This window comes from Caulobacter sp. SRI_008 (assembly GCF_057586355.1).
In genome coordinates, this window is the sequence record NZ_JBYCZS010000002.1 from 203,314 (window position 1) to 230,270 (window position 26,957).

Annotated in this window: 24 protein-coding genes; 14 read left to right on the top strand and 10 right to left on the bottom strand. The window is 68.4% G+C overall.

What is annotated here, in order from left to right:
• The first annotated feature begins 49 nt into the window (after window positions 1–49).
• Window positions 50–886, top strand: a complete 837-nt coding sequence (locus AC2YHT_RS03000; RefSeq protein WP_487288108.1) for an alpha/beta hydrolase — start codon at window positions 50–52, stop codon at window positions 884–886.
• Window positions 887–901: 15 nt separating this feature from the next.
• On the opposite strand, the gene AC2YHT_RS03005 is transcribed toward AC2YHT_RS03000, so the two are convergent.
• Window positions 902–1,429, bottom strand: coding sequence for a DUF1993 domain-containing protein (locus AC2YHT_RS03005; protein ID WP_487288109.1), 528 nt, complete (start codon window positions 1,427–1,429; stop codon window positions 902–904).
• 191 nt (window positions 1,430–1,620) lie between these two features.
• On the opposite strand from AC2YHT_RS03005, the gene prfA reads away from it, so the two are divergent.
• Entirely contained in the window at window positions 1,621–2,682 is a 1,062-nt protein-coding gene (prfA, locus tag AC2YHT_RS03010; protein WP_487288110.1) for a peptide chain release factor 1, read from the top strand.
• A 167-nt stretch (window positions 2,683–2,849) separates the two neighbouring features.
• Here the strand turns inward: prfA and AC2YHT_RS03015 are convergent, their stop codons facing one another.
• Window positions 2,850–3,374: a GNAT family N-acetyltransferase gene (locus AC2YHT_RS03015; protein WP_487288111.1), complete on the bottom strand. Its 525-nt coding sequence runs from the start codon at window positions 3,372–3,374 to the stop codon at window positions 2,850–2,852.
• 47 nt (window positions 3,375–3,421) lie between these two features.
• Window positions 3,422–4,672, bottom strand: a complete 1,251-nt coding sequence (locus AC2YHT_RS03020) for a YihY/virulence factor BrkB family protein (RefSeq protein ID WP_487288112.1) — start codon at window positions 4,670–4,672, stop codon at window positions 3,422–3,424.
• Window positions 4,673–4,761: 89 nt separating this feature from the next.
• Between AC2YHT_RS03020 and AC2YHT_RS03025 the strand changes: the two genes are divergently transcribed.
• Complete coding sequence (locus tag AC2YHT_RS03025; RefSeq protein WP_487288182.1) at window positions 4,762–5,526, top strand: MOSC domain-containing protein; 765 nt, start codon at window positions 4,762–4,764, stop codon at window positions 5,524–5,526.
• On the opposite strand, the gene AC2YHT_RS03030 is transcribed toward AC2YHT_RS03025, so the two are convergent.
• Window positions 5,523–5,813: a type II toxin-antitoxin system RelE/ParE family toxin gene (locus AC2YHT_RS03030; protein ID WP_487288113.1), complete on the bottom strand. Its 291-nt coding sequence runs from the start codon at window positions 5,811–5,813 to the stop codon at window positions 5,523–5,525. The two genes, AC2YHT_RS03025 and AC2YHT_RS03030, sit on opposite strands and share 4 nt — an antisense overlap.
• A complete protein-coding gene (locus tag AC2YHT_RS03035; RefSeq protein WP_487288114.1) occupies window positions 5,810–6,073 on the bottom strand; it encodes a type II toxin-antitoxin system ParD family antitoxin in 264 nt (87 codons plus the stop codon). Before AC2YHT_RS03035 ends, AC2YHT_RS03030 begins: the two co-directional genes overlap by 4 nt.
• An 82-nt stretch (window positions 6,074–6,155) precedes the next feature.
• Here AC2YHT_RS03035 and prmC point away from each other — a divergent pair, with 82 nt between their 5' ends.
• The 7 genes from prmC (at window position 6,156) to AC2YHT_RS03070 (ending at window position 14,504) form a co-directional block, all read left to right on the top strand.
• Window positions 6,156–7,025: a peptide chain release factor N(5)-glutamine methyltransferase gene (prmC, locus tag AC2YHT_RS03040; RefSeq protein ID WP_487288115.1), complete on the top strand. Its 870-nt coding sequence runs from the start codon at window positions 6,156–6,158 to the stop codon at window positions 7,023–7,025.
• A gap of 254 nt (window positions 7,026–7,279) precedes the next feature.
• Window positions 7,280–8,443 carry a DUF4167 domain-containing protein gene (locus tag AC2YHT_RS03045; RefSeq protein WP_487288116.1) on the top strand — a complete coding sequence of 388 codons (1,164 nt, stop codon included), beginning with the start codon at window positions 7,280–7,282 and terminating at the stop codon, window positions 8,441–8,443.
• Window positions 8,444–8,551: 108 nt separating this feature from the next.
• Complete coding sequence (locus tag AC2YHT_RS03050) at window positions 8,552–9,583, top strand: sensor histidine kinase (protein ID WP_487288117.1); 1,032 nt, start codon at window positions 8,552–8,554, stop codon at window positions 9,581–9,583.
• Window positions 9,584–9,922, top strand: a complete 339-nt coding sequence (locus AC2YHT_RS03055; RefSeq protein ID WP_487288118.1) for a response regulator — start codon at window positions 9,584–9,586, stop codon at window positions 9,920–9,922. It begins immediately after the preceding gene.
• A gap of 116 nt (window positions 9,923–10,038) precedes the next feature.
• A complete protein-coding gene (locus AC2YHT_RS03060) occupies window positions 10,039–10,788 on the top strand; it encodes a M48 family metallopeptidase (RefSeq protein ID WP_487288119.1) in 750 nt (249 codons plus the stop codon).
• A gap of 101 nt (window positions 10,789–10,889) precedes the next feature.
• Window positions 10,890–13,478 (top strand): ATP-dependent chaperone ClpB, encoded by a 2,589-nt coding sequence (gene clpB, locus AC2YHT_RS03065; RefSeq protein WP_487288120.1) that lies wholly within the window; start codon window positions 10,890–10,892, stop codon window positions 13,476–13,478.
• A 447-nt stretch (window positions 13,479–13,925) separates the two neighbouring features.
• On the top strand, window positions 13,926–14,504 hold the full coding sequence (locus AC2YHT_RS03070; RefSeq protein ID WP_110120226.1) for an OmpA family protein: 579 nt from the start codon (window positions 13,926–13,928) through the stop codon (window positions 14,502–14,504).
• A gap of 308 nt (window positions 14,505–14,812) precedes the next feature.
• Here AC2YHT_RS03070 and AC2YHT_RS03075 read toward each other — a convergent pair whose 3' ends face one another.
• Window positions 14,813–15,277: a tRNA (cytidine(34)-2'-O)-methyltransferase gene (locus AC2YHT_RS03075; protein WP_487288121.1), complete on the bottom strand. Its 465-nt coding sequence runs from the start codon at window positions 15,275–15,277 to the stop codon at window positions 14,813–14,815.
• A 198-nt stretch (window positions 15,278–15,475) separates the two neighbouring features.
• Between AC2YHT_RS03075 and petA the strand changes: the two genes are divergently transcribed.
• Genes petA through AC2YHT_RS03090 form a run of 3 tightly spaced genes read left to right on the top strand, consistent with a single transcriptional unit; the run spans window position 15,476 to window position 18,209 of the window.
• Window positions 15,476–16,024: a ubiquinol-cytochrome c reductase iron-sulfur subunit gene (gene petA / locus AC2YHT_RS03080; RefSeq protein ID WP_110120228.1), complete on the top strand. Its 549-nt coding sequence runs from the start codon at window positions 15,476–15,478 to the stop codon at window positions 16,022–16,024.
• A 5-nt stretch (window positions 16,025–16,029) separates the two neighbouring features.
• Window positions 16,030–17,349, top strand: a complete 1,320-nt coding sequence (locus AC2YHT_RS03085; RefSeq protein WP_487288122.1) for a cytochrome b — start codon at window positions 16,030–16,032, stop codon at window positions 17,347–17,349.
• Window positions 17,350–17,354: 5 nt separating this feature from the next.
• Complete coding sequence (locus AC2YHT_RS03090; RefSeq protein WP_487288123.1) at window positions 17,355–18,209, top strand: cytochrome c1; 855 nt, start codon at window positions 17,355–17,357, stop codon at window positions 18,207–18,209.
• A gap of 173 nt (window positions 18,210–18,382) precedes the next feature.
• On the opposite strand, the gene AC2YHT_RS03095 is transcribed toward AC2YHT_RS03090, so the two are convergent.
• From AC2YHT_RS03095 to AC2YHT_RS03110, 4 genes are all read right to left on the bottom strand, one after another.
• Complete coding sequence (locus AC2YHT_RS03095) at window positions 18,383–18,778, bottom strand: OsmC family protein (protein ID WP_487288124.1); 396 nt, start codon at window positions 18,776–18,778, stop codon at window positions 18,383–18,385.
• A gap of 31 nt (window positions 18,779–18,809) precedes the next feature.
• Window positions 18,810–19,553, bottom strand: coding sequence for a hypothetical protein (locus tag AC2YHT_RS03100; protein ID WP_487288125.1), 744 nt, complete (start codon window positions 19,551–19,553; stop codon window positions 18,810–18,812).
• A 216-nt stretch (window positions 19,554–19,769) separates the two neighbouring features.
• On the bottom strand, window positions 19,770–22,025 hold the full coding sequence (locus AC2YHT_RS03105) for a beta-glucosidase (protein WP_487288126.1): 2,256 nt from the start codon (window positions 22,023–22,025) through the stop codon (window positions 19,770–19,772).
• Between the two features lie 67 nt (window positions 22,026–22,092).
• A complete protein-coding gene (locus AC2YHT_RS03110; protein WP_110119074.1) occupies window positions 22,093–23,130 on the bottom strand; it encodes a LacI family DNA-binding transcriptional regulator in 1,038 nt (345 codons plus the stop codon).
• Between the two features lie 666 nt (window positions 23,131–23,796).
• Here AC2YHT_RS03110 and AC2YHT_RS03115 point away from each other — a divergent pair.
• Window positions 23,797–26,877: a TonB-dependent receptor gene (locus AC2YHT_RS03115; protein ID WP_487288127.1), complete on the top strand. Its 3,081-nt coding sequence runs from the start codon at window positions 23,797–23,799 to the stop codon at window positions 26,875–26,877.
• The last annotated feature ends 80 nt before the right edge of the window (window positions 26,878–26,957 follow it).

A 26,957-nucleotide genomic window follows, 5' to 3' on the forward strand; every position in this document is an offset into this window, starting at 1 on the left:
TCGACGCGAACCGGCGAAGCCTGCTCGCTAAACGATTGTGGGGCTTTCCGTGACCAAGCTTATCCTCAACCGCCGCGGCCTGCTGGCGGCGACCCTGGCCTTCGCCGCCGCGCCGGCCCTGGCGCACGCCGCGGCGGCGACTTCGACCACCACCCTCAAGGTCGGCGACCGCGACGTCGAACTGACCATCGTGCGCCCGGACGCGCCCAAGGGCGTGGTGATCTTCTCGCACGGGGCGGGCGGCTGGCCGGCCGCCTACGGCGCGCTGTTCGACCTGTGGAGCCAGGCCGGCTTCATGGTGGTCGCGCCGCTGCATGTCGATTCCCAGAAGAACCCCAATCGCCTCGACCTGCGCGCGGCCTTCCCGCTGCGCCTGGCTGACCTGGCGGCGGCCGCCGACTACGCCGCCAAGGCCGCGCCGGGCCTGCCGACGGCCTCGGCCGGCCACTCCTACGGCTCGCTGATGTCGCTGATCCGGGGCGGGGCGCTGGAGGGGATGATCCCGGCCCAGGACCCGCGCACCAAGGCCGTGCTGTGCTTCTCCAGCCCGGGCGTCATCAAGGGCCTGATCGGTCCGACCGCCTATCAGGGCGTCAAGGGACCCATGCTGATGATCACCGGCGACAAGGATGTTCTGCCCGGCATGATCGAGGACTGGCATGAGCACCTCTATCCGTTCGACACCAGCGCGGCCGGGGGCAAGTACCTGTGGGTTGGCAAGGGCGTCGGCCACAGCATGTCCTATCAGCCCCAGGCGCTCGGCTTTCCCGAGGCCTCGGCGCTGAGCGTGGCCTTCCTGAAGGCCAAGGTGCTGGGTGACGCGGGCGCCGAGGCCGCGCTTGCGGCGCAGGCCTCGACGCCCCTGGCCGACTGGAAGACGCGATAAGGCTGGCGGGCGGCTCTAGGCCGCCCGCACCCGTTCCGCGCCGAGGTTCAGGTAGTCGCGCTTGCCCAGCGGCACGCCGTGATGGCGCAGGATGTCGTAGGCGGTCACGACGTGGAACTGGAAGTTCGGCAGGGCGAACTCCAGCAGGTAGTCCAGCCCGGAAAAGCCCAGGGTGAGCGGCCCGGCGGGGAACACCACCTCGCGGGTCTCGGCCCCTTCGAAGGCTTCGGCCGGAACGCTTTGCACATAGGCCAGGCTGCGGGCCACGCGATCCTGCAGCTGGGCGAAGGTGGTCTCGTCGTCGGTCATCGGCGGGGCGACGCCGCCGCTTAAGCGGGCCATGGCGCCGCGGGCCGCGTCGGAAGCGCGCTGGATCTGGCCGGCCAGCGGCAGCATGTCTTCGAAAAGGCGGGCCTGGACGAAGGCGTCCGGGTCGGCGCCGGCGGCTTCCGCATGAGCCTTGGCCTTGTCGAGCAGGTTCGACAGCGTGGTCAGGCCGCGCGTGAAGGCGGTGGCCGTGACGTGGTGGATCGAAAAGGACATGGGCGTTTCCCTGGGCAGACCGCGTCGCGCGGCCGGCTCTACGACTAGCTAATCCCAGTCCGGTAAGTTTTCAAACGATACTGATGACGGTGGGCGTCAGCAGCCGACGGCTTGGCCGCGCCTCCATTCCCTTCCCTCTGGAAAGGGCCTAGAGAAGCCGGCCCCATCCTTCAGCCGTGCGATCTCTTCCCTTGCGACTGCCCCAGGCCCGCCTCGACCAGGTTCTCGACCGTTTCCGCGAAGTGGAGGCCCGCATGGGCGCGGCCACCGACGGCGGCGAGATCGTCAAGCTCTCCAAGGAGCACGCCGAGCTGCGGCCGGTGGCCGAGGCCGTCGAGCGCCTGGCCAAGCTGAGCGCCGAGCGCGCCGAGCTGGACGAGATGGCCGCCGATCCCGAGATGGCCGCCATGGTCCGCGACGAGATCGAGGCCCTCGACGAGCGCCTGCCGATCCTGGAGCGCGAGCTGGCCCTGATGCTGGCTCCCAAGGACAAGGACGAGAACGCTTCGGCCATCCTCGAAGTCCGGGCCGGCACCGGCGGCGACGAGGCGGCGCTGTTCGCCGGCGACCTCTTCCGCATGTACCAGCGCTACGCCGTCACCCAGGGCTGGCGGGTCGAGGTCGACAGCGTCTCCGAAGGCGAGATGGGCGGCTACAAGGAAATCATCGCCTCGATCACCGGCGACGGCGTGTTCGGCCGGCTGAAGTTCGAGAGCGGCGTGCACCGGGTGCAGCGCGTGCCCGAGACCGAGGCGCAAGGCCGCATCCACACCTCGGCCGCCACCGTCGCGGTGCTGCCCGAGGCCGAGGACGTCGAGATCGACATCAAGGAAAGCGATCTGCGGATCGACACCTACCGCTCGTCCGGCGCCGGCGGCCAGCACGTCAACAAGACCGACTCGGCCGTGCGCATCACCCACTTGCCGACCGGCGTGGTGGTGACCAGCTCGGAGAAGAGCCAGCACCAGAACCGCGCCAAGGCGATGAAGAACCTGAAGGCCCGGCTCTACGACATGCAGCGCCAGGCCCTGGACGACGCCCGCTCCGACGCCCGCAAGAGCCAGGTCGGCAGCGGCGACCGCTCCGAGCGCATCCGCACCTACAACTTCCCGCAGGGTCGGGTGACGGACCACCGGATCAACCTGACCCTCTACAATCTGGCCAAGGTGATCGAGGGCGAGTCCCTGGACGACGTCATCAACCCGCTGATCGCCGAGGACCAGGCCGCGCGCCTGGCGAGTTTGGAAGACTAAGTTTCCTTCTCCCCTTGCGGGAGAAGGTGTCGGCGATAGCCGACGGATGAGGGGTCTCTCAGAAATCAGACGCCGCGAAAGCTGATCGGCTTTCGCGGCGTTTCTGTGCGTGCGACCCCTCACCCGACCTGCTTCGCAGGCCACCCTCTCCCGCAAGGGGAGAGGGATCAGATGGCCTTCTCCATCACCACGAAGCTCAGATCATCCCGCAGCGGCTTGCCGAAGCGGTCGTCGCCGTGGGGGAAGGGGCGGGTTTCGCCGGTGAGGGCGTAGCCGCGGCGTTCGTACCAGGCGATCAGGGTGTCGCGGATGTGGACCACGGTCATCTGCATGCGGGTCGCGCCGCGCTCGCGGGCGAAGGCCTCGCCGGCCGCCAGCAGGGTGCGGCCCAACTGCCGGTCCTGCAGGTCGGGGCGGATGGTCAGCATGCCCAGGTACCAGACGCCCGGCTCGGCCGGCTCCAACCAGACCGAGCCCAGGATCGGGCCTTCCGCGTCGTCGCGGGCGGTCAGGATCACCGCGTCCGGCGAAGCGGCCAGGTCGGCTTGCAGGCTTTCCAGGTCGATCCGCTGGCCGTCGATATAGCCGGCCTCGGTGGTCCAGCCGGCCTGGGCGCCCTGGCCGCGATAGGCGGAATTGACCAGGGCGACGAGGGCGTCGTGTTCGGCGGGGAGCGCGGGGGCGAAGATCATGGCCGCGAGCTAAGCCATGGGTCGAGCGCGGCGCCAAGCCTCAGGACTCAAGTCTCGGGCGGCGGCGATTCCTTGCGGCCCATCCGCGTCGCATGCCCCCAGTAGCGGCCGCCGATGCGCTTCACCGTGCCGGCCTCGCGCTTGATCATCTCCCAGGGGTGGAAAGCTAGGCCGACGGTGTCGGCCATGGCCGCACCGCGCGCGCCCATCGGCTTTTCGGGGCCGGTGGTCGAGTCGTGGGCGGTCTGGTGCTCGATCTCGGCGTTGAGCTCGGCGCCGATCAGCACGGTCATGATCGAGAACCACACCCAGACCATGAAGGCGATCACCGCCCCCAGCGGGCCATAGGTGGCGTCGTAGTGGGCGATGCGGTTGACGTAGAGCGAGAAGCCCAGCGAGCCGATCAGCCAGGCGGCCGCCCCGAACAGCGCGCCCAGCACCACCCAGCGCCAGCGCGGCCGCGCCCGGCAGGGGGCGAAGCGGTAGAGCATGGCGAAGGCCAGGGCGGTGACCAGCCACACCGTCAGCCAGCGCAGCGGAATCCACAGGGCGGCGATCGCGCCCAGGCCCAGGCGCTCGAAGGCGATCGGCAGGGCGATCAGCACCGCGGCGATGAACACCGCATAGACCAGGGCGCACAGGGTGAAGCCATAGGTCAGCAGGGTCTTGCCGACGAAATGGCGCTTCTCGTCCTCGTCATAGGCGACGTTCAGCCCGTCGAAGAGCGCCTTCATGCTGGCGTTGGCGCTCCAGATCGACAGCAGCAGGCTGACCACGAAGGCCAGGCCCAGCTTGCTTCCCTCCTGGCTGGCCAGGCGCAGCATCTGCTCGCCGACGATCTGGACGACGCTGGCGGGGAAGACGGTGGCCATCTCCTGCAGCTGCTTTTCCACCGCCCCGACGTCGGCGAACAGGCCGTAGAGCGAGACGAAGGCGCCTATGGCCGGGAACAGGGCCAGCAGGGTGTAGAAGGTGACCCCGCCGGCGACCGAGGGCAGCTTGTCGACGCTGATCTCGCGGGCGGTGCGCCAGAGGATGTCGCGCCAGCCGAGCAGGGGGATGACGTAGGGATGCCGGGCGGCGCGGCCGCGCCGGGGCTCGGCGGCGTCGAACTCGTCGGGCGGCATGGTCCGGTCTTCCGACAGGCCCGGCGGCGGGGCATGGGGCTCCTCGACCGGCTCCAGCCGCTTGGGGAAGGCGAACGGCGCGACCGCCAGCAGCAGGATCCAGGGCGCGAGGTGATAGGGCCGCGTGGCCAGCCACGACCGGATGGGGCGTCGCGGCGCGGTGTCGGTCATGAACGGGCCTCCCGGGCTTGGGAAATTCGCGAGCGGGCGCTGCGTTCCTTGATCTTGCCAAGCCCTAGTTGCGCGACCACCTTGCCGCCATGCAAGCCCAGGTCGCCTCGCTCTATCGTCATCCCGTCAAGGGCTTCACGCCCGAGCGCCTGGAGGCGGCGACGCTGAGCGCGGGCGCCTGCTTCCCATGCGACCGGCTTTATGCGGTCGAGGACGGTCCCAGCGGCTTCGACGCGGCCGCGCCGGGCCACCTGTCGAAGATGAAGTTCACCGTGCTAGCCAAGATCCCGCACGTCGCGAAGGCGCGCACGGCCTATGACGAGGAAAGCGGCGTGCTGACCGCTTCGGCCGAAGGGCTGGACGCCTTCGCCGGCGACCTGCGCGGCGAGGAAGGCCGGCGCGGTTTCGAGGCCTGGCTGGCTGCCCTGCTGGGCGACGAGGCGAGAGGCCCGTTGCGGGTGCTGGAGGGGCCGGGCGCGCACCGGTTCATGGACAGCAAGTCGGGCTTCGTCTCGATCGTGAACCTGGCCAGCGTGCGCGACCTTGCCGAAAAGGTCGGGCGTCCGGTCGATCCCCTGCGCTTCCGCGCCAACCTCTATGTCGAGGGCTGGCCGGCCTGGGCCGAGAACGACTGGACGGGAAAGACGGTGAGCGTCGGCGCGGCGACCGCCCAGGTGCTCAAGCCCATCGTCCGCTGCGCGGCCACCCACGTCGACCCGATCACCGCCGAGCGTGACATCGAGGTGGTGAAGGCCCTGTTCGACAACTACGGCCACACCTTCTGCGGCATCTACCTGAACGTCACCGAAGGCGGCGCGGTGGGGCAGGGGGATGCGGTGGTGGTCGAGGGCTAGAGGTGGGACGAGGGGTCCATCTGCTGGTGCAGGATGCGAACGATCAGCGCCATTTGTCGGTCGGCCCTGTAGAAGACAACGTGCGAGCCCACCGTGTGACGCCGGTAGGCTGAAGAGATGCGGTCATCCAGGCGGCCGGCCTCGGGATGCAGGCCGACAAGGTCGAGCGCCCGCTTGATTTCGCGAAGATAGGCTGCGGCTCGGCGGGCGCCCCACTGGCTTTTGGAATAGGCCCGGATGTCGTCGATATCGCGTCGCGCTTTGAACGACAGCCGATAGCCGCTCATTTCTCCTGCTCGGCCTCGGCCTCGGCTTCCAGCTCGGCGATGAAGCCCTCGAAGTCGAACGGTTCTTCCATGAACCCGCTAGCCTCGCCCTCGGCGAGGGCGGCGCGGAGCGCTTCCAGCTTGGCTTCGTGCTCTTCCAACATCCGCAATCCCGCGCGGATGACGTCGCTGGCCGATCCATAGCGGCCTTCGGCCACCTGGCTTTCGATGAAGGTCTGGAAGTGCGGGCCGAGGCTGACCGAGGTGTTTTTGCTCATCAAGAACCTCCAAGACCGAGAATACCAAAAACTGGTATCGCGCTCAATCTCGCCCTCGCCGCCGCGACGCGCTATTGGAGCCGCCATGACCCTCACTCTCGTCAAAGCCTGGAACGGCGCCAAGGAGCGCCTGAAGGAAGCCGGCATCGATCAGCCCGCCATCGACGCGCGCCTGATGCTGGAAGTCGCCGCCGGCGTCAGCCGCACCGACATCATCACCGACCCCTATCGCGAGCTGACCGCCGAGCAGGTGGCCACGCTGGACGACTATCTGGAGCGCCGCGCCCGCCGCGAGCCGGTCAGCCACATCATCGGCCGTAAGGGGTTCTGGAAGATCCTGCTGTCGGTGACCAAGGACGTGCTGACCCCGCGTCCCGAGACCGAGGTCATCGTCGACGAGGTGCTGAAGGCCTTCCCCGAGACCATGGCCTTCAACCTGCTGGACCTGGGCGTCGGCTCGGGCTCGATGCTGATGGCCATCCTGGCCGAGCGTCCGGCCGCCAAGGGCCTGGGGATCGACATCTCCGAGGAGGCCCTGGCCGTGGCGCGCGAGAACGCCGCCAACCTGGATCTCGACGGCCGCCTGGCGCTGATGCGCGGCGACTGGACGACGGGCCTGGGCGATGCGTCGTTCGACGTGGTGGTGTCCAACCCGCCCTATATCCCGACCGCCCATATCGACACCCTGGAGCCCGAAGTGCGCGACCACGAGCCGCGCCTGGCCTTGGACGGCGGGAGCGACGGCCTGAGCGCCTATCGCGCCCTGGCGCCCGAGATTCTGCGGGTGCTCAAGCCCGGCGGCCTGTTCTGCGTCGAGATCGGTTTCGACCAGTCGGCGGACGTCGAGATCCTGTTCAAGGCGGCCGGCGCGCAGAACGTGCGGACGGTCAAGGACCTCTCCACCCACGACCGCGTTGTCACGGGGTTCAAAAACCCCTTGGAAACGGCCGCGTGAGGCGCTAGACGAAAGGTGTCTCCTTCCAAATCGCCGGGTGACGGGAAGAGCGGTCGTTTCGACGGTCGCCAGACGCATCCGGCAGGCGCGAACGGCCGACGAGGCCGAAAGCCGCGCCCGATCCGGACGGAGACTCTACGGAAACCCAGGTCTCAAGAACATCGAAGGCGAGCCCGAGACGGGCCCACCCAGTCTCAAGAGACCGAATACCGATCGAGGCAAAGCTTCCCGGTCGGACAGGTTCAGAAGAGAAGATGAGAGATTTCAAGGGCATGAAGCGCCAGCGTGGCCGCAACAACCGCGGGGGCGGTGGTGGCAAGCCACAGCAGCACAACGCCAACCGGGCCTTCGATTCGAACGGTCCCGACGGCGTGAAGGTCCGCGGCGCGGCCCAGAGCGTCTATGAAAAGTACCAGCAGCTGGCCCGCGACGCCTCGTCGTCCGGCGACCGGGTGCTGGCCGAGAACTACCTGCAGCACGCCGAGCACTATTTCCGTGTGCTGCGCGCCATCCAGCCGAATCGTTCGGTCAGCGACATCATCGGCAAGGACGCCTACTCGGCGTACGAGATCGACTTCGAGGCCGAGCCGGAAGAAGTCGTCGAGGCCCCGGCCGCCGTCGAGACGCCCGCCGAGGGCGCTGAAGGCGGCGAGGGCGGCGAAGGTCAGGGCGAACAACGCCGCGACCGCAACCGCGACCGCTTCGAGAACCGTGACCGCGATCGCAACCGCGACGACCGTCCCCGCGATGGCCAGGGCCAGGGCGAACAGCGCCGCGACCGTTGGCGCGACCGCGACGACCGCGACCGCAGCCGCGACGACCGTCCCCGTGATGATCGGCCCCGTGATGACCGTCCGCGCGATGATCGTCCTCGTGACGACCGCCCGCGTGACGACCGTCCCCGCGAAGACCGCTTCCGCGACCGCGACGATCGCCCCCGTGATGACCGCCCCCGTGATGATCGGCCGCGCGACGACCGTCCCCGCGAAGAGCGCCAGCCGCGCGAAGAGCGTCCGGCGGCCGAAGGCGGCGAATTCCAGGGCGAGGCCCGTGAAGGCCGCCGCTCGCGCCGCGACCGGGATCGTGACCGCAATCGCGACCGTGACCGCGGCGAGCGTGATCCGCTGGCCGTGATCGAGCCGGAAGCCGCCCCGCTGGGCGGCGGCGAGGCCTCGGTGAGCGAAAGCTCGCCGGTGCTGCGCGGCCAGGACGGCGCCGTCAGCCACGCCCCGGCGTTCCTCGGCCGCAAGTCCGAGCCGAAGGCCAAGGTCGAGGCCGAAGCCGCTCCGGCGGCCGAGACCCCCGCCGCTCCGGCCCCCGAGGCCGCCGCGGAAGAGGTCAAGAAACCCCGTCGTCGCCGCGCCCCGCGCAGCTTCGAAGGCGGCGATGCTCCGGCCTCGGAATCCGAAGAAGCTTGAGACATCCTCCGCCCATTTCAAGGCTTGGAGCGCGCCTTGGCGCGCTCAGGGCCTTGGCTATTGCTAAACCCATAGGCTAGGCTCTCCTGGACGACAGGAGAGCCGGCCATGGGCGGGCGTGGAGCTAAGGCCGGCGGCGCGGGCGAAGAGGCCCGCTATCGCGCTATCGTCGATACGGCGGTGGACGCGATCGTCGTGATCGACGAGCACGGCCGCATCGAGGCGTTCAATCCCGCCGCCGAGCGGCTGTTCGGCTACGCCGCCGCCGACATGATCGGGTCCAACGTCAAGGCCCTGATGCCCGAGCCGCATCACGCGGGGCACGACGGCTATCTCGAGACCTACCGCGCCACCGGCGAGCGCCGGATCATCGGCATCGGCCGCGAGGTGTTCGGCCGCCGGCAGGACGGCTCGACCTTCCCCCTCGAACTTTCGATCGCCGAATGGCGCTCGGGCGGCCGGCGGTTCTTCACCGGCGTGATGCGCGACGTCACCGAGCGCAAGCGGACCGAGGAGCTGCAGAGGCTGCTGGTCAACGAGCTCAATCACCGGGTCAAGAACACCCTGGCCACCGTGCAGTCGGTGGCCGGCCAGACCCTGCGCAACGCCGCCGACCTGGGCGACGCCCGCGAGTCCCTGACCACCCGCCTGCTGGCCCTGGCCCGCACCCACGACATCCTGACCCGCGAAAGCTGGGAGGGCGCGGACCTGCGCGACATCCTGGCCGGGCTGATCGAGTCCTACGGCGACGCCACGCGCTTCACCCTGTCGGGACCCTCGGTGCGGCTGTCGCCGAAGACCGCCCTGTCGCTGTCGCTGGCCCTGCACGAGCTGATGACCAACGCCACCAAGTACGGCGCCCTTTCCACCCCGGCAGGCCAGGTGACGATCGGCTGGAGCCGGGAAGGCGAGGGCGATGACGAGCGCCTGCGGCTGGGCTGGAAGGAGAGCGGCGGGCCGCTGGTCTCTCCGCCCGAGCGCCAGGGCTTCGGCAGCCGCCTGATCACCCGGGGCCTGGCCCTGGAACTCGATGGCGAGGCGACCCTGGACTACCAGCCCGACGGGGTGGCCTGCGCCATCGTCGCCCGTCTTCGTCGCAAGCCGGCCGCCAACGCCGTACCGGCCCGAGGAGCCGCCTGAATGCGCGTTCTGATCGTCGAGGACGAGATCATGGTGGCGATGCTGGTCGAGGACCTGCTGACCGACCTGGGCTGCGAGGTCACCGGCCCCGCCGTCTCTGCCGAGACCGCCGTCGAGGCCGCGCGGCGCGAGCAGGTCGACTTCGCCCTGCTCGACGTCAATCTGGACGGCGGCACCTCGTTTGCGGCCGCCGACGTGCTGCGCGAGCGCGGCGTGCCTTTCGCCTTCGTCACCGGCTATGGCGACCAGGGCGTGCGGGCCGACCTGCGCGACGCGCCGATCCTCAGCAAGCCGGTCGATCCCAAGCACCTGGCGCGGACCATCGCCGCGGCGCGCTGAAACCGGTCCCCATCCGACCCTTCGGACCACCTCCCCCAGAGGGGGAGGATCTTTGTTGCGCGCCGCGACCTCAGTGACTTAAGTCGGGGTCCCGACAACAATAACGCGTGCCGCCCATGCGCCTTCGCCCGTCGCTTGTCCTGATCGCCGGCCTGATGCTGTCCGGCTGCGCCTACAACGCCGAGCTCGGTCGCGACCAGTTCGCGGTCGTCGACGATGCGGCCCTGGCCCGTTCGGGCGAGCAGGCGTGGGGCCAGGCGCTGCGCACCGGCAAGATCTCGCAGGACCCCCGGCTGAACGCCCGGGTCGAGCGGGTGGGCCAGCGGGTGGTCACGGCCGCGGGCCTGGCTGACCGTCCGTGGGACTATGTGGTGTTCGACAATCCGGTGCCCAACGCCTTCGTGCTGCCGGGCGGCCATGTGGGCGTCAATTCGGGGCTGGTGCAACTGGTCGACAACGACGACCAGTTGGCCGCCGTGCTGGGTCACGAGGCGGCGCACGTCGTCGCCCGCCATGCGGCCGAGCGCTATTCGCAGCAGGTGGGCACGCAGCTGGTTCTCGCGATCGCCTCTGCGGCGGCCGGGGGCGGCGCCAGCGACGGCGGCAAGGCCGTCGCCTCGCTGGGCGGGGCGGGGGCGCAGGTCGGCTTCCTGCTGCCGTTCTCGCGCAAGCACGAACTGGAGGCCGACCGCCTGGGCGTCGACTTCATGCAGCGCGCCGGCTACCGCCCGCGCGAGGCCGTGGCCCTGTGGCGCAAGATGCAGGCTCAGGGCGGCGGCAGCCGCGCCGAGTTCACCTCGACCCACCCGTCGGACGCCACCCGCATCCAGGCCCTGGAAACTTATATCGCCAGCCGGGGCTGGTGACGCCTTGTGTGGCCTGAAGGTCACACTACATCCCCTGACAGGTCGGGCCGCGCTCATCGGAGGCGGCCTGGTCTGATCCGCCTAACAAGGGGACGTTCAGAGTGAAGATCGACATCTATTCCGACCGCGCCAAGCAGGCCGTGCAGTCCGCGCAGAGCCTGGCCCTGGCCCGTGGTCACCAGCAGCTCGGGCCCGAACACCTTCTGAAGGTGCTGCTGGAAGAAAAGGACGGGCTTTCGCGCACCATCATCGTCAACGCCGGCGGTCGCCCCGACGCGGCCGACGCCGCCGTGGACGCGATCCTGGCCAAGAACCCGCGCGTCGATGGCGCCGGCGGCCAGCTCTACATGAAGCCGGACACGGCGCGGGTGTTCGCCGCCGCCGAGGACGGCGCCAAGAAGGCGGGCGACGCCTTCGTCACCACCGAGCGCCTGCTGGTGGCCATCGCCAAGGACGGTGGCGACGTGGCCAAGGTGCTGAAGGACGCCGGCGTCTCGGCCCAGAGCCTGGAGACCGCCGCCGCCGCCCTGCGCAAGGGCCGCACCGCCGACAGCGCCAACGCCGAGGAAGGCTATGACGCCCTCAAGCGCTATGCTCGCGACCTGACGGCGGCCGCCCGCGACGGCAAGATCGACCCGGTGATCGGTCGCGATGAAGAGATCCGCCGCACCATCCAGGTCCTTTCCCGCCGCACCAAGAACAATCCGGTGCTGATCGGCGAGCCCGGCGTCGGCAAGACCGCCATCGTCGAGGGCCTGGCGCAGCGCATCGTCAACGGCGACGTGCCCGAGAGCCTGAAGGACAAGAAGCTGCTGTCGCTCGACATGGGCAGCCTGATCGCCGGCGCGAAGTATCGCGGCGAGTTCGAGGAGCGGCTGAAGGCCGTGCTCGGCGAGGTCACGGCCGCCGAGGGCTCGATCATCCTGTTCATCGACGAGATGCACACCCTGGTCGGCGCGGGGAAGAGCGACGGGGCGATGGACGCCTCGAACCTGCTGAAGCCCGCCCTGGCGCGCGGCGAGCTGCACTGCGTCGGCGCCACCACGCTCGACGAGTACCGCAAGCACGTCGAGAAGGACGCCGCTCTGGCTCGCCGCTTCCAGCCGGTGTTCGTGCAGGAGCCGACGGTGGAGGACACCGTCTCGATCCTGCGCGGCCTGAAGGAGAAGTACGAGGTCCACCACGGCGTGCGGATCAGCGACAGCGCCATCGTGGCCGCCGCGACGCTCAGCAACCGCTACATCGCCGACCGCTTCCTGCCCGACAAGGCCATCGACCTGGTGGACGAGGCGGCCAGCCGCGTGCGCATGGCGATCGACTCCAAGCCCGAGGAGCTCGACGAGATCGACCGCCGCCTGGTGCAGCTGAAGATCGAGCGCGAGGCCCTGTCCAAGGAAACCGACGCTGCCTCCAAGCAGCGCCTGGAGAACCTAGAGGTCGAGATCGACGACCTGCAGTTCCGCTCGGACGAGATGACTGCCCGCTGGAAGGCCGAGAAGGACAAGGTCGGCGGCGCCGCCCAGGCGCGCGAGGCCCTGGACCGCCTGCGCGCGGACCTGGCCAACGCCCAGCGCGCCGGCGACTTCGCCCGCGCCGGCCAGCTTCAGTACGGCGAGATCCCGGCGCTCGAAAAGCGCCTGGCCGACGCCGAGGCCGGCGAGACCGGCGGGGAGAAGGCCCTGACGCCGGAAGTCGTCGACGCCGAGCAGATCGCCGCCGTCGTCAGCCGCTGGACCGGCGTGCCGGTCGAGAAGATGCTGGAAGGCGAGCGCGAGAAGCTGCTGCAGATGGAGGTCGCCCTGCGCTCGCGCGTGGTCGGCCAGGACGAGGCCCTTGAGGCCGTCTCCGACGCCGTCCGCCGCGCCCGCGCCGGCCTGCACGATCCCACGCGCCCGATCGGCTCGTTCCTGTTCCTGGGTCCGACGGGCGTGGGCAAGACCGAGCTGACCAAGGCCCTGGCCGAGTTCATGTTCGCCGACGAGCATGCGATCACCCGCATGGACATGTCGGAATACATGGAGAAGCACTCGGTCAGCCGTCTGATCGGGGCGCCTCCCGGCTATGTCGGCTACGACGAGGGCGGGGCGCTGACGGAGGCTATCCGTCGCCGTCCGTACCAGGTGGTGCTGTTCGACGAGATCGAGAAGGCCCACCCGGACGTCTTCAACGTTCTTCTTCAAGTGTTGGATGACGGCCGTCTCACGGACGGGCAAGGCCGCACGGTCGACTTCCGCAACACGATCATCATCATGACCTCCAACCTCGGCGCCGAGTTCCTGGCCAACCAGGAGGACGGAGCCGACGTGGAAGAGGTGCGTCCCCTGGTCATGACCACGGTGCGCGGTCACTTCCGTCCGGAGTTCCTGAACCGGATCGACGAGATCATCCTATTCAAGCGGCTCGACCGCTCGAACATGAGCGACATCGTCCGCATCCAGCTGGGGCGGGTGGAGAAGCTGCTGGCCGATCGCCGCATGAGCCTGGCGCTGGACGCCGGCGCCCTGCAGTGGCTGGCCGACAAGGGCTACGACCCGGTCTATGGCGCGCGCCCGCTCAAGCGCGTGATCCAGAAGGAGCTGGTCGATCCGATCGCCCGCCGCCTGCTGGCCGGCGAGCTTGAGGACGGCGGCGTCATCGCGGTGGGAGCGGATGCCGAGGGCTTGTCCTTCGGACGGGCGACCTTGCAGTAGGCTCTGGGCACTAAGCCCTGGCCGATCGATTTCGACGAAGCGCGCGCTCCGGCCTCCGGAGCGCGCGTTTTTCGTTTGAAGTCGCGCGAAAGCTCCCTACATCTGGAGGACGAGCGATGCGCCGCCGCGCCCGTTTCAGGCCGGCCAGCGATTCCGTCCGATGTCCTTTCGGGACCCGACGGCGGCCCCTGGGCCCCTTCGAACGGCCAAAAATCCCCATCCCATTCGAAAATAATTCGTGGAACCAAAACGGCGTTCGCACGATCGCGCGCGGTCTATAAAGTCACCAAGAACATAGGTTCAAAGCGGTGCCAATCGCGACAAGAACACGCCCATTTTTCGCCTCTGTCACCTGACGGTTTCGTAATGCGAAAGCTGAACGACCCGGATGGAGTGTGTAGGTCCAAGGTCAAGCTTTATTGGATCAATGAAGAGAGAAGGCGAACAATGATCGGCCAAGTCAAAGGCAGCTTGAAGATGGCGGCGGTGGTCGCGCTGGTGGCTGGGGGCCTGGCGGTCAGCGGCTGCGCGACCAAGAAGTACGTCAACACCCAGGTCGGCGGAGTCGCCACCCGCGTCGATGGCCACGACACCCAGATCTCGGAACTCGACAAGACCTCGCGCGAGGCGCTGGAGCGCGCCACGGCGGCCGGCAAGCTGGCCGAGGGCAAGTTCATGTACTCGATGGTGCTGTCCGACGATTCCGTGAAGTTCCCGACCGACCAGGACGCCCTGTCGCCGGAGGCCGAACAGCGCCTCGCCGACTTCGCGTCGAAGCTCAAGGAAGAGAACAAGAACGTCTACCTGGAGATCCAGGGCTACACCGACGCCACCGGCGAGACCGACTACAACGAAAAGCTCGGCCAACGCCGCGCCGACGCGGTGCGCAAGTATCTGTCCCGCCAGGGCGTGGCCCTGAACCGGATGGCGACCATCTCGTACGGCTCGGAAGATCCGATCGCCCCGAACGAGACCAAGGAGGGCCGGGCGCAGAACCGCCGGGTCGTGATCATGGTGCTCGCCTAGGCCTTACCGCCTGGGACGCCAAGGCCGGCGGGCGAGGACTCCACATCTCGCCTGGCCGGCCCGAGCGCCAGACTGAACCTTGGGCGGTCCCGGAAACGGGGCCGCCTTTTTTCGTGGTCTGATCTTTGGGCGAGGCGACTTCCGCCCGCTGATCCTTCCCCCAAATCCGTCTCTCCCCGCGAAGGCGGGGACCCAAGATGGCTTTCAGGATGGGGCGCGGCCATGGATCATCCGCAGACTCGGCTTGGATCCCCGCCTTCGCGGGGACGCGCGGTGAAAAAGCGCTTCGGTTTCCGAATGCCCAGCCGCTAGGCCAGGGCGGGGAAGCCGCCGGTCTGGCGCAGGGCTTCGGCCAGGGCCATGCCCGCGGTCACCGAGACGTTCAGCGAGCGGGCCTCGGGGCGCAGCGGAATGACCAGCCGGGCGTCGACGGCGGCGTGCACCTCTTCCGGCGCGCCGCGACTCTCGTTGCCGAACAGCAGGGTGTCGCCCGGTTGGAAGGCGAAGTCGTGGAAGCTTCTGTCGCCGCGGGTGGTGAAAAGCACCAGGCGCCCCTCCGCCCGTTGCGGCGCGGCCAGGAACGATTCCCACGAATCATGTCGCGTCAGGTGGGTGAGCGGGCCGTAGTCGAGGGCCGCGCGCTTCAAGCTCTTGTCGTCCAAGGGAAAGCTGCAGGGTTCGATGACGTCGAGCCCGACCGAGAGGCAGGCCGAAAGCCGAATCGCCGCGCCCACGTTCTGGGGAATGCCGGGTTGAAAAAGGGCGAGACGCATTCTAACGAACCAACCATGGGGCTAGTAGGGGCATTGCTGCGCATCGAAAGGGCTTGCGAACTCTGTTCGCCCATCCGATAGGGAGCATGCCCCTTGTGGCGAAGATCCGCTTGCGGGTCGAATAAAAGATACTGCGCCGAAATGGCGCTTCCTGGTCGGGTCGCTCGCCGGTCCGACGGAAACGAAGGGTGGAACAAGGTGGCCGACACCGCCGTGGGCGCAAAGACCGAGTCTGGGTCCGATCCCAGCCGACGCGATTTCATTTACATTGCGGCCATTACGGCCGCCGCCGGCGGCGCCGCCGCCATTGCCTGGCCGTTCATCGACCAGATGAATCCCTCCGCGGACACGCTGGCCCTGGCCTCGACCGAGTTCGACCTGACCAAGGTCGCCGACGGCCAGCAGGTCACGCTGAAGTGGCGCGGCAAGCCGTTGTTCGTGCGTAACCGTACGTCGGCCGAGATCGCCCGCGCGGTGAAGGACGACCATGATCCGGGCCTGCGCGACCCGCAGACCGACGCCGAGCGCGTGAAGCCGGGCAAGGCCCAATGGCTGGTGCTGATCGGTTCGTGCACGCACCTGGGCTGCGTGCCCACCTTCGGCGGCGGCGACTACGGCGGCTGGTTCTGCCCGTGCCACGGCTCGCACTACGACACGTCCGGCCGGATCCGTAAGGGCCCCGCTCCGAAGAACCTGGTGGTTCCGGAGTACGCCTTCCTGTCCGACACCAAGGTCAAGATCGGGTAAGCCAGATGAGCGGACATTCGACCTACCAACCCAAGACCGGTATCGAGCGCTGGCTCGACGCCCGTCTGCCGATCGTGCGCCTGGGCTACGACAGCTTCGTCGACTACCCCACCCCGCGTAACCTGAACTACTGGTGGACCTTCGGCGGCATCCTGTCGCTGTGCCTGGCCAGCCAGCTGATCACCGGCATCATCCTGGTGATGCACTACACGCCGAGCGCCGACCACGCCTTCGCCAGCGTCGAGCACATCATGCGCGACGTGAACTACGGCTGGCTGATCCGCTACATGCACGCCAACGGGGCGTCGATGTTCTTCATCGCCGTCTACGTCCACATGCTGCGCGGCCTCTACTACGGCTCCTACAAGGCGCCCCGCGAGGTGCTGTGGATCCTGGGCTGCGTGATCTACCTGCTGATGATGGCCACGGCCTTCATGGGCTACGTGCTGCCCTGGGGCCAGATGAGCTTCCACGGCGCCGTCGTGATCACCAACCTGTTCGGCGCCCTGCCGATCGTCGGCCCGTCGATCACCACCTGGCTGTGGGGCGGCTTCGCCGTCGACAACGCCACGCTGAACCGCTTCTTCTCGCTGCACTACCTGCTGCCCTTCATGATCGCGGGCGTCGTGATCCTGCACATCTGGGCGCTGCACGTGGTCGGCCAGAACAACCCGACCGGCGTCGAGCCCAAGTCGAAGGCCGACACCCTGCCCTTCACGCCGTACGCCACGGTGAAGGACGCCTTTGCGATGAGCGTCTTCATGATCCTCTTCGCGGTGTTCGTCTTCTACCTGCCGAACGCCCTGGGTCACGCCGACAACTACGTCGAGGCCAACCCGCTGGTGACGCCGTCGCACATCGTGCCCGAATGGTACTTCCTGCCGTTCTACGCGATCCTGCGCGCCGTGCCGGACAAGCTGATGGGCGTGCTGGCCATGTTCGGCGCCATCGCCTGCCTGTTCGCCCTGCCGTGGCTGGACACCTCTAAGGTGCGCTCGATGCGCTACCGCCCGACCGCGAAGCTGTATTTCCTCATCTTCGTGGTGGTGTGCTGCATCCTGGGCCTCTGCGGCGCCAAGCTGCCGGACGATCCGGTGCTGGGTCACTTCAAGACCTTCACCCTGATCGACTCCGACCTGAACAGCTTCGTGTGGCTGAGCCGGTTCGCCTCGCTCTACTACTTCGCGTTCTTCCTGGTGATCCTGCCGGTGCTGGGCCTGGTCGAGAAGACCCTGCCGGTGCCGGACTCGATCGCCTCGCCCGCCCTGTCGCACCCGGCCGCCGCGCCGGAGCAAGCGACCGCCGCGCCTGAAATGAAGGGCTGATCCCGATGCTGCGCAAACTCTTCGCCATCGCAGCGGTCGCGGGTCTGCTGACGGTCGGGGCCTCGGCTCCGGCCCTGGCCGCCGGTCACGCGCTGGAACCCGAGAAGATCCACTGGTCGTTCGAGGGGCCGTTCGGCAAGTTCGACCAGGCCCAGCTGCAACGCGGCTACAAGGTCTATCGCGAGGTCTGCTCGGCCTGCCACTCCATGAAGCTGGTCAGCTTCCGGAACCTCGGCGACAAGGGCGGCCCGTTCTATAACGACAGGTACCCGAACTCGAACGACAACCCGTGGGTCAAGGCGATCGCCAAGGAGTTCGAGGTCGCCGACATCGACTCCGAGACCGGCGACGCCATCAAGCGTCCGGCCACCAGCGCCGACCGCTTCCCCTCGCCGTTCCCGAACGAGGCCGCGGCCCGGGCCAGCAACGGCGGCGCCCTGCCGCCGGACATGTCGCTGCTGGCCAAGGCCCGCGAAGGCGGTCCGGACTACATCCACGCCATCGTCACGGGCTACAAGGACGCCCCGGCCGGCCTGAAGGTCGGCGTGGGCCAGCACTACAACCCGTACATGGCCGGCGACCTGACCTCGTACTGGAGCGGCTCGCACGAGCATGTTCCGCCGGGCGGCTTCATCGCCATGGCCCCGCCGCTGAAGGCCGGCCTCGTCACCTTCGACGACGGCACGCCCTCGACGATCGACCAGCAGGCCAAGGACGTCTCGGCCTTCCTGATGTGGGCCGCCGAGCCCAAGCTGGAAGAGCGCAAGCAGACCGGCTTCGCCGTGCTGATCTACCTGATCCTGTTCGCCGGCCTGCTCTATGCGGCCTACCGCCAGGTCTGGAAGAACGAGTCGCACTGAGCGGCGCGTTCCGACTGAGAACGAAGAAGGGCCCGGCGGCGACGCCGGGCCCTTTTGTTTTCGGGGGAAGACCCCCTCAGTCGCTCCGCGACAGCTCCCCCACAGAGGGGGAGCATCTAGCGCGTCTAGATCCTCCCCCTCTGGGGGAGGTGGCCCGTAGGGCCGGAGGGGGCTCACCCCTTTTCCAACACCGTATCAATCTCGAACCCGCCCTTCAGGGCCAGGGTCACCGGCGTGCGTTCGACGACGTCGCGCAGGCGGGCGACGGCGGCTTCGTCCAGGTCGCCGGTGGCGGCCACCTTGCGGTCGATCCTGGGCTTGTCGCCGTGGGTGTCGAGCGCGAGATCGACGGTGATGGTCACTTCGCCCCAGCCCTTGCGGTCGGCGTACATGCGCAGGGTGGTGGCGGTGCAGGCGGCGAGACCGGCCAGCACGAAGCCGAACGGCGGCGGGCCGGCGTCCTGGCCGCCGAGGGCCGGGGGCTCGTCGCCGACCAGCTTGTGGCCGTTCACCTCGAGCAGGATCGTGTGGCGCGGATCGGCGGTGACGGCGTGGGCGCGCGAGGCCATGGGGGAAGCTCCGTACAGGGAAGAAGAAGGGTCAGGGCGTCAGCCACAGGGCGTGAGCGGCCGGGTCCAGCCGCAGGCGGCCGCGGGCCAGCACCTCGACGCCCAACGCCCCGACCACGCCGGGCGGCAGGTCGCCGGCCTTCACGGCCCGGGCGCGGGGATAGAGGCGGCCGTCGAAGGCCAGGGCGGCCACCGTGCCGGCCGGCTTCTGGCGCGGCCCGTCGGCCGCTCCCCGGGCGCGCAGCACGCCACCGGAGGCGGTGTCGAGGGCGAAAGGCCCCTGGACGCTGGTGAAGCCGTCCGAAGCGGTCGCCCGCACGGTCGGCACCCCGCCGATCATCTCGACGGGGAGGGCGCGTCCCGAAGGCCTCGCGAGCCCGTCGGCGGGCGCCAGCGTCAGGCGGCAGGGGGCGAAGTCGATCACCACCGTGTAGCGGGCCAGGACGTCGGCGCCGATGACGCCGGCGATGGGGGCCACGAAGCCGACGCCGCGATAGTCGAGGTCGACGACGGTCACCGGCTGGGCGGGCAGGGCCTCGCCGGCGACGCGGATCGGCAGGGAGAGGTCGGTCGCCTCGAAGCCGCCGGCCTGGGCCTTGGTCTCGTGCAGCAGGGTGCGGGGCGCCGACAGGTCGATGACGAAGTCGCCGGTCATGTCGCCGATCGCCGCGGGAGCGACGACCGCGCCGTTCTCGAACCAGCAGGCCGTCTCGCCCGCCCGCGCCGAGGCGGCGGTCGCGAGGATCAGGGGCAGGGCGAGGAGCGGGGCGCGCATGGAGGGAGACTAGAGCGTGTTCAGCCGGGAGGGGAAGCGGGGAGGGGATAGCCCGAACCGATGGCGCATGGCTTGAACGAAAGAGGGCGGACGCTGTCGCGTCCGCCCCCCCTTCGGCCCTCCGGGCCACCTCCCCCAGAGGGGGAGGATCTTGGCGCATTAGATGCTCCCCCCTCTGGGGGAGCTGTCGCGGAGCGACTGAGGGGGTTTTGCCCCCTACTTCAACAACCCCACCGGCACGGTCTGCGCCGCCACGGTCGCGGTCGCCTTGGCCGAGATCGCCGCCGAGGAAGCCCCCAGCTGCACCTCGTAGTCGCCGGCCGTGACCTTCCAGCCGTGGGCGGCGTCGTCCCAGGTCGCCAGCAGGCGCGGGTCGACCGTCAGGGTGACGGCCTGGCTGGCGCCGGGGGCGAGGGCGACTTTCTGGAAGCCGGCCAGGCGGCGCGGGGCTTCCCAGCCGCCGGCCTTGGGCGAGACATAGACCTGCGGCACGTCCTTGCCGGCCCGCTTGCCGGTGTTGGTGACCTTGAACGACACGGTCAGCTTGCCGCCGGTGGTCGCGGTCTTCAGGTCCGAATAGGCGAAGCTGGTGTAGGACAGGCCGTGGCCGAACGGGAACAGCGGCTGCAGGCCCTTCTTGTCGAACCACTTGTAGCCGATGGCCGCGCCCTCGATCGAATAGTCGACGGCGAACAGCGCGTCGGGCGTCTTCGGATCGCCGTCGAGCACGGGGCGCGGCAGCTGGGCCTCGCCGGCCGGGAAGGTCACGGGCAGGCGGCCGGAGGCGTCGATCTCGCCGGTCAGCACGCGGGCGATGGCCTCGCCGCCATTGGTGCCGGGATACCAGGCCTGCAGCACCGCGCCGACGTCGTTCAGCCAGGGCATGGTCACCGGGCCGCCGGTCTCCAGCACCACGACCACTTTCTTGCCGGCCTTGGCGGCCGCCGCGATCGTCGCGTCCTGGTTCTTGGGCAGGGTCAGGGACGGCGCGTCTTCCGACTCGGTGGTCCACTGGTCGGCGAAGACGATGACGAGGTCGCTGTCGGCGGCCAGCTTGGCGACCGCGGCGGCGTCCTTGCCGTCATTGTAGGTGAACTTGGCCTGCGGGGCGCGGGCCTGCAGCGCCTTCAGCGGCGAGGACGGGTAGTAGATCACCGGGCCGGGCCAGGTCTTGGGCTCCAGGCCCTGAACGGCGCGACCGCCGGCCGGATAGACCTGCGAGGAGCCGCCGCCCGACAGCACGCCGACATTGGCGTAGGCGCCGATCACGGCGATCTTCTGGGCCTTCAGCGCCAGGGGCAGCAGGCCCTTGTCGTTCTTCAGCAGGACGATGCCTTCCTCGGCGTCGGCCTGGCTGACCTTGCCGTTGGCGGCCAGGTCGATCGGGGCGATCTTCACCGGATGGTCGACCGCGCCGCTGGCGAACAGCGAGCGGACGATGCGGCGGGCCATGTCGTCCAGACGCGCCTGGCTGACCGCGCCGCTGGCCAGATCCGCCTTCAGCACGCTCGCCAGGAAGGGCTGCTTGTCGAAGGCGTCGCCGGCCGATTCCTGGTCGAGGCCGGCGTTGACCGACTTGGAGCCGGAATGCACCGCGCCCCAGTCGGACATGACGTAGCCCTTGTAGCCCCAGTCCTGCTTGAGCACCTTGTTGAGCAGCCAGTCGTTCTCGCAGGCGTAGTCGCCGTTGACGCGGTTGTAGGCGCACATCACCGAGTGCGGCTCCGACGCCTCGATGGCGATCTGGAAGGCCAGCAGGTCGGAGGTGCGGGCGTCGGCCTGGCCGATCCTGCTGTCGACCACGAAGCGGCCGGTCTCCTGGGCGTTCAGGGCGTAGTGCTTGATGGTCGAGACGATCTTGGCCGATTGGATGCCTTTGATCTGGGCCCCGACCATGACGCCGGCCAGCAGCGGATCCTCGCCGCCGTATTCGAAGTTGCGGCCGTTGCGCGGCTCGCGGACCAGGTTGACGCCGCCGGCCAGCATGACGTTGAAGCCCGAATTGCGGGCCTCCGAGCCGATCATCGCGCCGCCCTTCTGGGCCAGCTCCGGGTTCCAGGTGGCGGTGGTGGCCATGCCCGAGGGCAGGGCGGTGCGCTCGCGGAACTCGGCGGCGCTGCCTTGTGTGGCCACGCCGACGCCGGCGTCGGTTTCCCACTGGGCCGGAATGCCCAGGCGCGGCAGGCCCGGCACATAGCCGGCCGAGCCGGGCAGCGAGCCTTCGATGCGGGTATATTTGGGCTTCATGTCGGCGCCGAAGTAGCCGTAGACCAGGGTCAGCTTCTCGTCCTGGGTCATGGCCTTCAGCACGAGGTCGGCGCGGGTGTCGGCGTCGAGCTTGGGATCTAGCCAGGGCTGGCTTGCCGGAGCCGCGGCGTGGCCGGCGTGGTCTTGAGCGCAGGCGGGCAGGGCGGCCAGGCCCCCGAGGGCGATGGTCAGGGCCAGGGCGCTGGCGCGGAAACGCGAGTTCATTCTACCTCCCACACGGATCTTATTGGCCGGCGTAACCGGCGGTGTTTTCGCGGACGGAGAGGCTCCGTCAGCTGGTCTTGGCCGGCGGACCCTTGCGGGCCGGGCCGGTGGATTCGCGGATCACCAGGCTGTGCTGGGCCAGGAACGGTCCGGTGCGCAGGCCCGACTCGCCGCTGTTCCAGGCCGCGAAGGTCTGCAGGGCGCGCAGGGCCATGGGCTCGAACGGCTGGCGGATGGTGGTCAGGGTCGGCCAGATGACCCCGGCGATGGGCGCGTCGTCGAAGCCGACCACCGAGATGTCGTCGGGAATGCGCAGGCCGCGGCGCTGGGCCTCCATGCAGGTGGCGGCGGCCATCTCGTCGTTGGCGGCGAAGATCGCGGTCGGCGGCTCGTCGATCTCGAGCAGCAGCCTGGCGGCGTCCAGGCCGGTCTTGAAGGTGAACTCGCCCTGCACGATCAGTTCCGGGGCTGGGCGCGGCAGGCCGGCGGCGGCGTAGGCCTCGAAGAAGCCATTGCGGCGATGGGTGCTGGCGGCGTGGTCGGGGTGGCCCGAGATGTGGCCGATGCGGGTATGGCCCAGGCTGAACAGGTGCTCGACCACCTCGCGGGCGGCGGCGCGGTCGTCCATGGCGATGGCCGGGAAGTGCGGGTCGGGCGTGGTCGGCGAGATCAGCACGCAGCGCACTTCCAGCTCGCGCAGCAGCGCCTTCAGCGGACCGAAATCGCATTCGGGCGGCAGCAGCACGACCTCGCGGATGCCGCCGTCCTCGACGAAGGCGCGGATGCGGTCCTGCCAGCCGGCGATCGGGCCGTCGAACAGCTCGACCGTCAGGTGGCGGCCGGTCTCAAGGCAGGCCAGCAGCAGGGCGTGGTGCGTGCGGGTGTGATAGCCGCCGCTGGGGTCGCCCATCAGGGCCCCGACGGCTGACGAGCCCTGGGCGCGGAACTGGCGGGCCACGGCGCTGGGCTGGTAGCCGAGGGCGGACATCGCCTCGCGGACCTTGTCGCGGGTCTTGGCGGTGACGCTGGCGTGGTCGTTGAGGACCCGCGAGACCGTCTTGGCCGAGACCCCGGCCCGCTGGGCCACATCGTGAATCGTCGACATTTAGAGGATCCGCACCCGACTCGGCCGTCGCCGCGCGCCCGGCAGGACGGCGGCCGGACGGCTCCCTTGACCAGCCATACCGCAGCTGGATCGGCTTGTCATGCGATGGGACAGGTTCGGGTCAAAAATTGTCTTACCGTCGGACATTGTGTTGTCCTGTAAATGTCTTGTCGGACATTTCGGCGTGGCCTCGGCGTCCTTGTCGCCCGCGCTCTGCGGTTTTGATTCCCTTCGTGGCCTCGCCCGTAGATTTTATTGAGTTGAGGCGAAGCGGGGTTGGCAGCGCTGTCTCCTTTGTCGCTCAGGCCGAAGTGTGTGAGGTAAAATGCCTTATATAATAGGGAATTATCCCGTCTCTCGGGCTCGATCTGATCGGGCCTGAGCGCCTCGCGGACATGTTGCATTCCGGCGATTTTCAGAAATGACAACGTTGACATTCTTGTTGACTTGCTCGGGACATTTGGGAATGTAGCCACCGTGAGCGGCGACTGAGGGCTGTCTCGCAGCACCGTTCCGGCGCCGGGGGTCGCCGACAGGACATCACCGGGTCAAGGCCGCCAGAAGCAGGTTGGCGTGAAGGCCGAGACCCGGGCTCAAGACCCACCGCGGCGCGCAAAGAGCGTCGCGGCCCGAACGCAAGAACAAAGACATTGGGGAGCGATCGACTTGACCACACCACGTTCGAAGTCCGTCTGGACTCGCGGCTTGACCCTGGCCTTGCTGGCCGGCGCGTCTCAGGCCGTCATCACCACAACCGCCCTGGCGCAGACCACCGAAGAGACCGCGGTCGACGAGATCGTCGTCACCGGCGTGCGCGGCTCGCAGCTGAAATCCGTCGACGTCAAGCGCAAGGAAGCCTCGATCGTCGACGCCATCTCGTCGGAAGACATCGGCAAGCTGCCCGACGTCACCATCGTCGACTCGCTGCAGCGCATCACCGGCGTGCAGATCCAGCGTGACGCCGGCGAGGGCAAGACCGTCAACATCCGCGGCCTCAAGCAGGTGATCACCCTGCTGAACGGCGAGCAGTACCTCAGCGCCGGCAATATGGGCGAGGCCCAGCCGAACCTGCTGGACGTGCCCTCGCAGCTGATGAACCAGGTGCTGGTCTACAAGTCGACCGACCCGAACAACGCCCTGTCGGGCATCTCGGGCACCATCGACCTGCGCACCCGCCGGCCGTTCCAGATGTCGGAAGGCTTCACGCTCGCCGGCGCGGTCGAAGGCCAGCGCGGCGACCGCACCAGCGAAGACGACTACCTGGGCAACATCCTGGCCAGCTGGCGCAACGACCGCGTCGGCCTGCTGGTGTCGGCCGCCCAGAGCAAGTCGAACCTGGGCAACAACTATTCGGGCACCGTCGCGCTGTCGGGCAACAACGACTGGGGCGGCACCAACCCCAACTCGTTCATCTCGCCGCATGGCTACGAAAGCTTCAACCGCGTCGTCGAGCGCAAGCGCACCGGCGTCAACGTGTCGTTCGAGGCCGACCTGGGCGAAGGCTTCACCCTGATCGCGGAAGGCTTCTACGCCAAGCTCGACGAGTACAACCGCGCCATCGGCATCAACATCTCCAACCGCTGGGACGGCGGCGCCTTCGGCAACTGGACCAAGCCGACCGACTTCCAGCCCGTGGGCATCGGCGGCTGGCAGGCCGTCAGCGAGTACGACATCGACGCCTGGTGGATCAATTCGTTCAGCGTCAACCGCGTCACCAAGTCGGAATCGAAGAACTACAACCTCGAACTGAAGTACGACAACGGCGGCAAGTTCACCTCGGAGGTGCGGGCCATCCGCGCCAACGGTGAAAAGCTGAGCATGAACGGCCAGGCCCAGGGCGACCTCAGCAACTGGCAGTACGCGCCCAACCGCTTCAACCTGTTCCGCAACGCGCAGGACCGCACCCGCGGCCCGTTCTATCCGAAGGCCATCTGCGACCAGTATCCGGCCAGCCAGCGCAGCAACGCCGTGGCCGGCTCGGCCGGCGGCTGCTACCTGACACCCAACCCGCAGGGCTACGGCGAGAACCCGCAGCTGCACTACGACATCAGCGGCGGCCACCCAGTGTGGAGCGGCTTCGATACGCCGATCTCGGGCGGCCTGGGCGCGGGCAAGACCCTGCGCGACTACATGGCCAACAAGGACAGCTACGCGATCGGGGCCTTCTCGTCGGAAGGCAACAACGAGGTCGAGTCGGACATGAACGTGTTCCGCGCCGACGGCCACTACCGCTTCGACGACAAGTTCCTGGGCTTCATCACCAAGGTCGACGCCGGCGTCCGCCAGAGCGACCGCTCGATCAGCGTCGAGCAGTTCCACCTGTTCTCGTCGTTCTACGGCGGCGTGGCGGGCGCGGTGCAGAAGAACGGCACGGCTGTTCCGGCCGCCGGCTGCATGGCGCAGTGGAAGGCCATCGACGTGGCCATGGACAACAACCAGTGCTCGGCGGGCGAGTTCGTGCCCAACCCGATCACCGGCGTGCCCGAGTTCCAGCCCTACACCGTCAACCGTCCGACCAAGCTCTACACCTACAACAACATCCAGTTCGTCACCGACCTGGGCGGCGTCACCTCGGGCATGCCCGGCTTCTGGGCCATCGACCCGAAGGATTTCGACGACATCGTCGCCTTCCAGAACAAGGTGTTCGGCGGCGCGACCCGCGTGCAGGTGCCCGGCCAGACCTACGACGTCGACCTGAAGGAGCAGAGCGCCTACGGCGCGGCCGACTTCTCCATCGGCAACCTGTCGGGCAACTTCGGCCTGCGGGTCATCCAGACCGAACTGCTGGTCAAGCAGAACAACACCGGCGACACCCTGGCCTACGGCGACACCAACGCCGACGTCGGCGACACGGTCACCCGCCGCAAGTACACTGACTGGCTGCCGTCGCTGAACGCGGTCTACGACCTGGGCGACCACTGGAAGTTCCGCTTCGCCTTCTCGAAGACGATGCAGCCGTTGGACCTGGGCAACTACGGCGGCGGCCTGTCGATCTTCACCGCCGACTGCGGCTCGGTGAAGCCGGGCGTGCGCTGCGTCACCGGCGCCAGCTCGTCGGGCAACCCGATGCTGGATCCGTGGCGCTCGGACAACTTCGACGGCGCTGTCGAGTACTATTTCGGCCGGGCCTCGATGTTCAACCTGTCGGCCTTCAAGCTGAAGATCGACAGCTTCGTGACCAGCGGCGTCACCACCGGCCGGTTCACCAACGGTGACGGCTCGCTCAGCGATCCGGTCAACGTCTCGCTGCCGGTGCAGGGCCAGAGCGGTTCGGTCGAGGGCGTGGAAGTGGGGGCCAAGATCGCCTTCACCGACGTGATCCCCGACATGCCGATCCTATCCAACTTCGGCATCGACACCAACTACACCTACTCGCCGAGCGAGGAGTCGCGCGTCGGCCTGGACGGCCACAAGCTGCCCTTCGTCGACAACTCCAAGCACCAGTGGAACCTGGTCGGCTGGTATCAGGACGACAAGCTGCAGGCCCGCGTGGCCTACAACTATCGCAACGATCGCCTGGCCGAGGTGATGAGCAACAACATCCCGATCTACCAGGACGCCACCGGCTACGTGGACGTGAACGTCAGCTACAACATCCGCGACAACGTCACGGTCTATCTGAACGGCTCGAACGTCTCGGGCGAGATCGAGACCTATTACGCCCGGTTCGCCAAGGGCAAGACGCAGTACATCAAGCAAAACGAGTTCGAGCCTCGCTACACCATCGGCCTGCGCGCCAAGTGGTGATCTGACTTTCCTCCTGCGCCCGTCGCGGCGGCTCCCCTAGGGCCGCCGCGACGGGTCTTTTTTGTTTCAGCAGGTGCTTT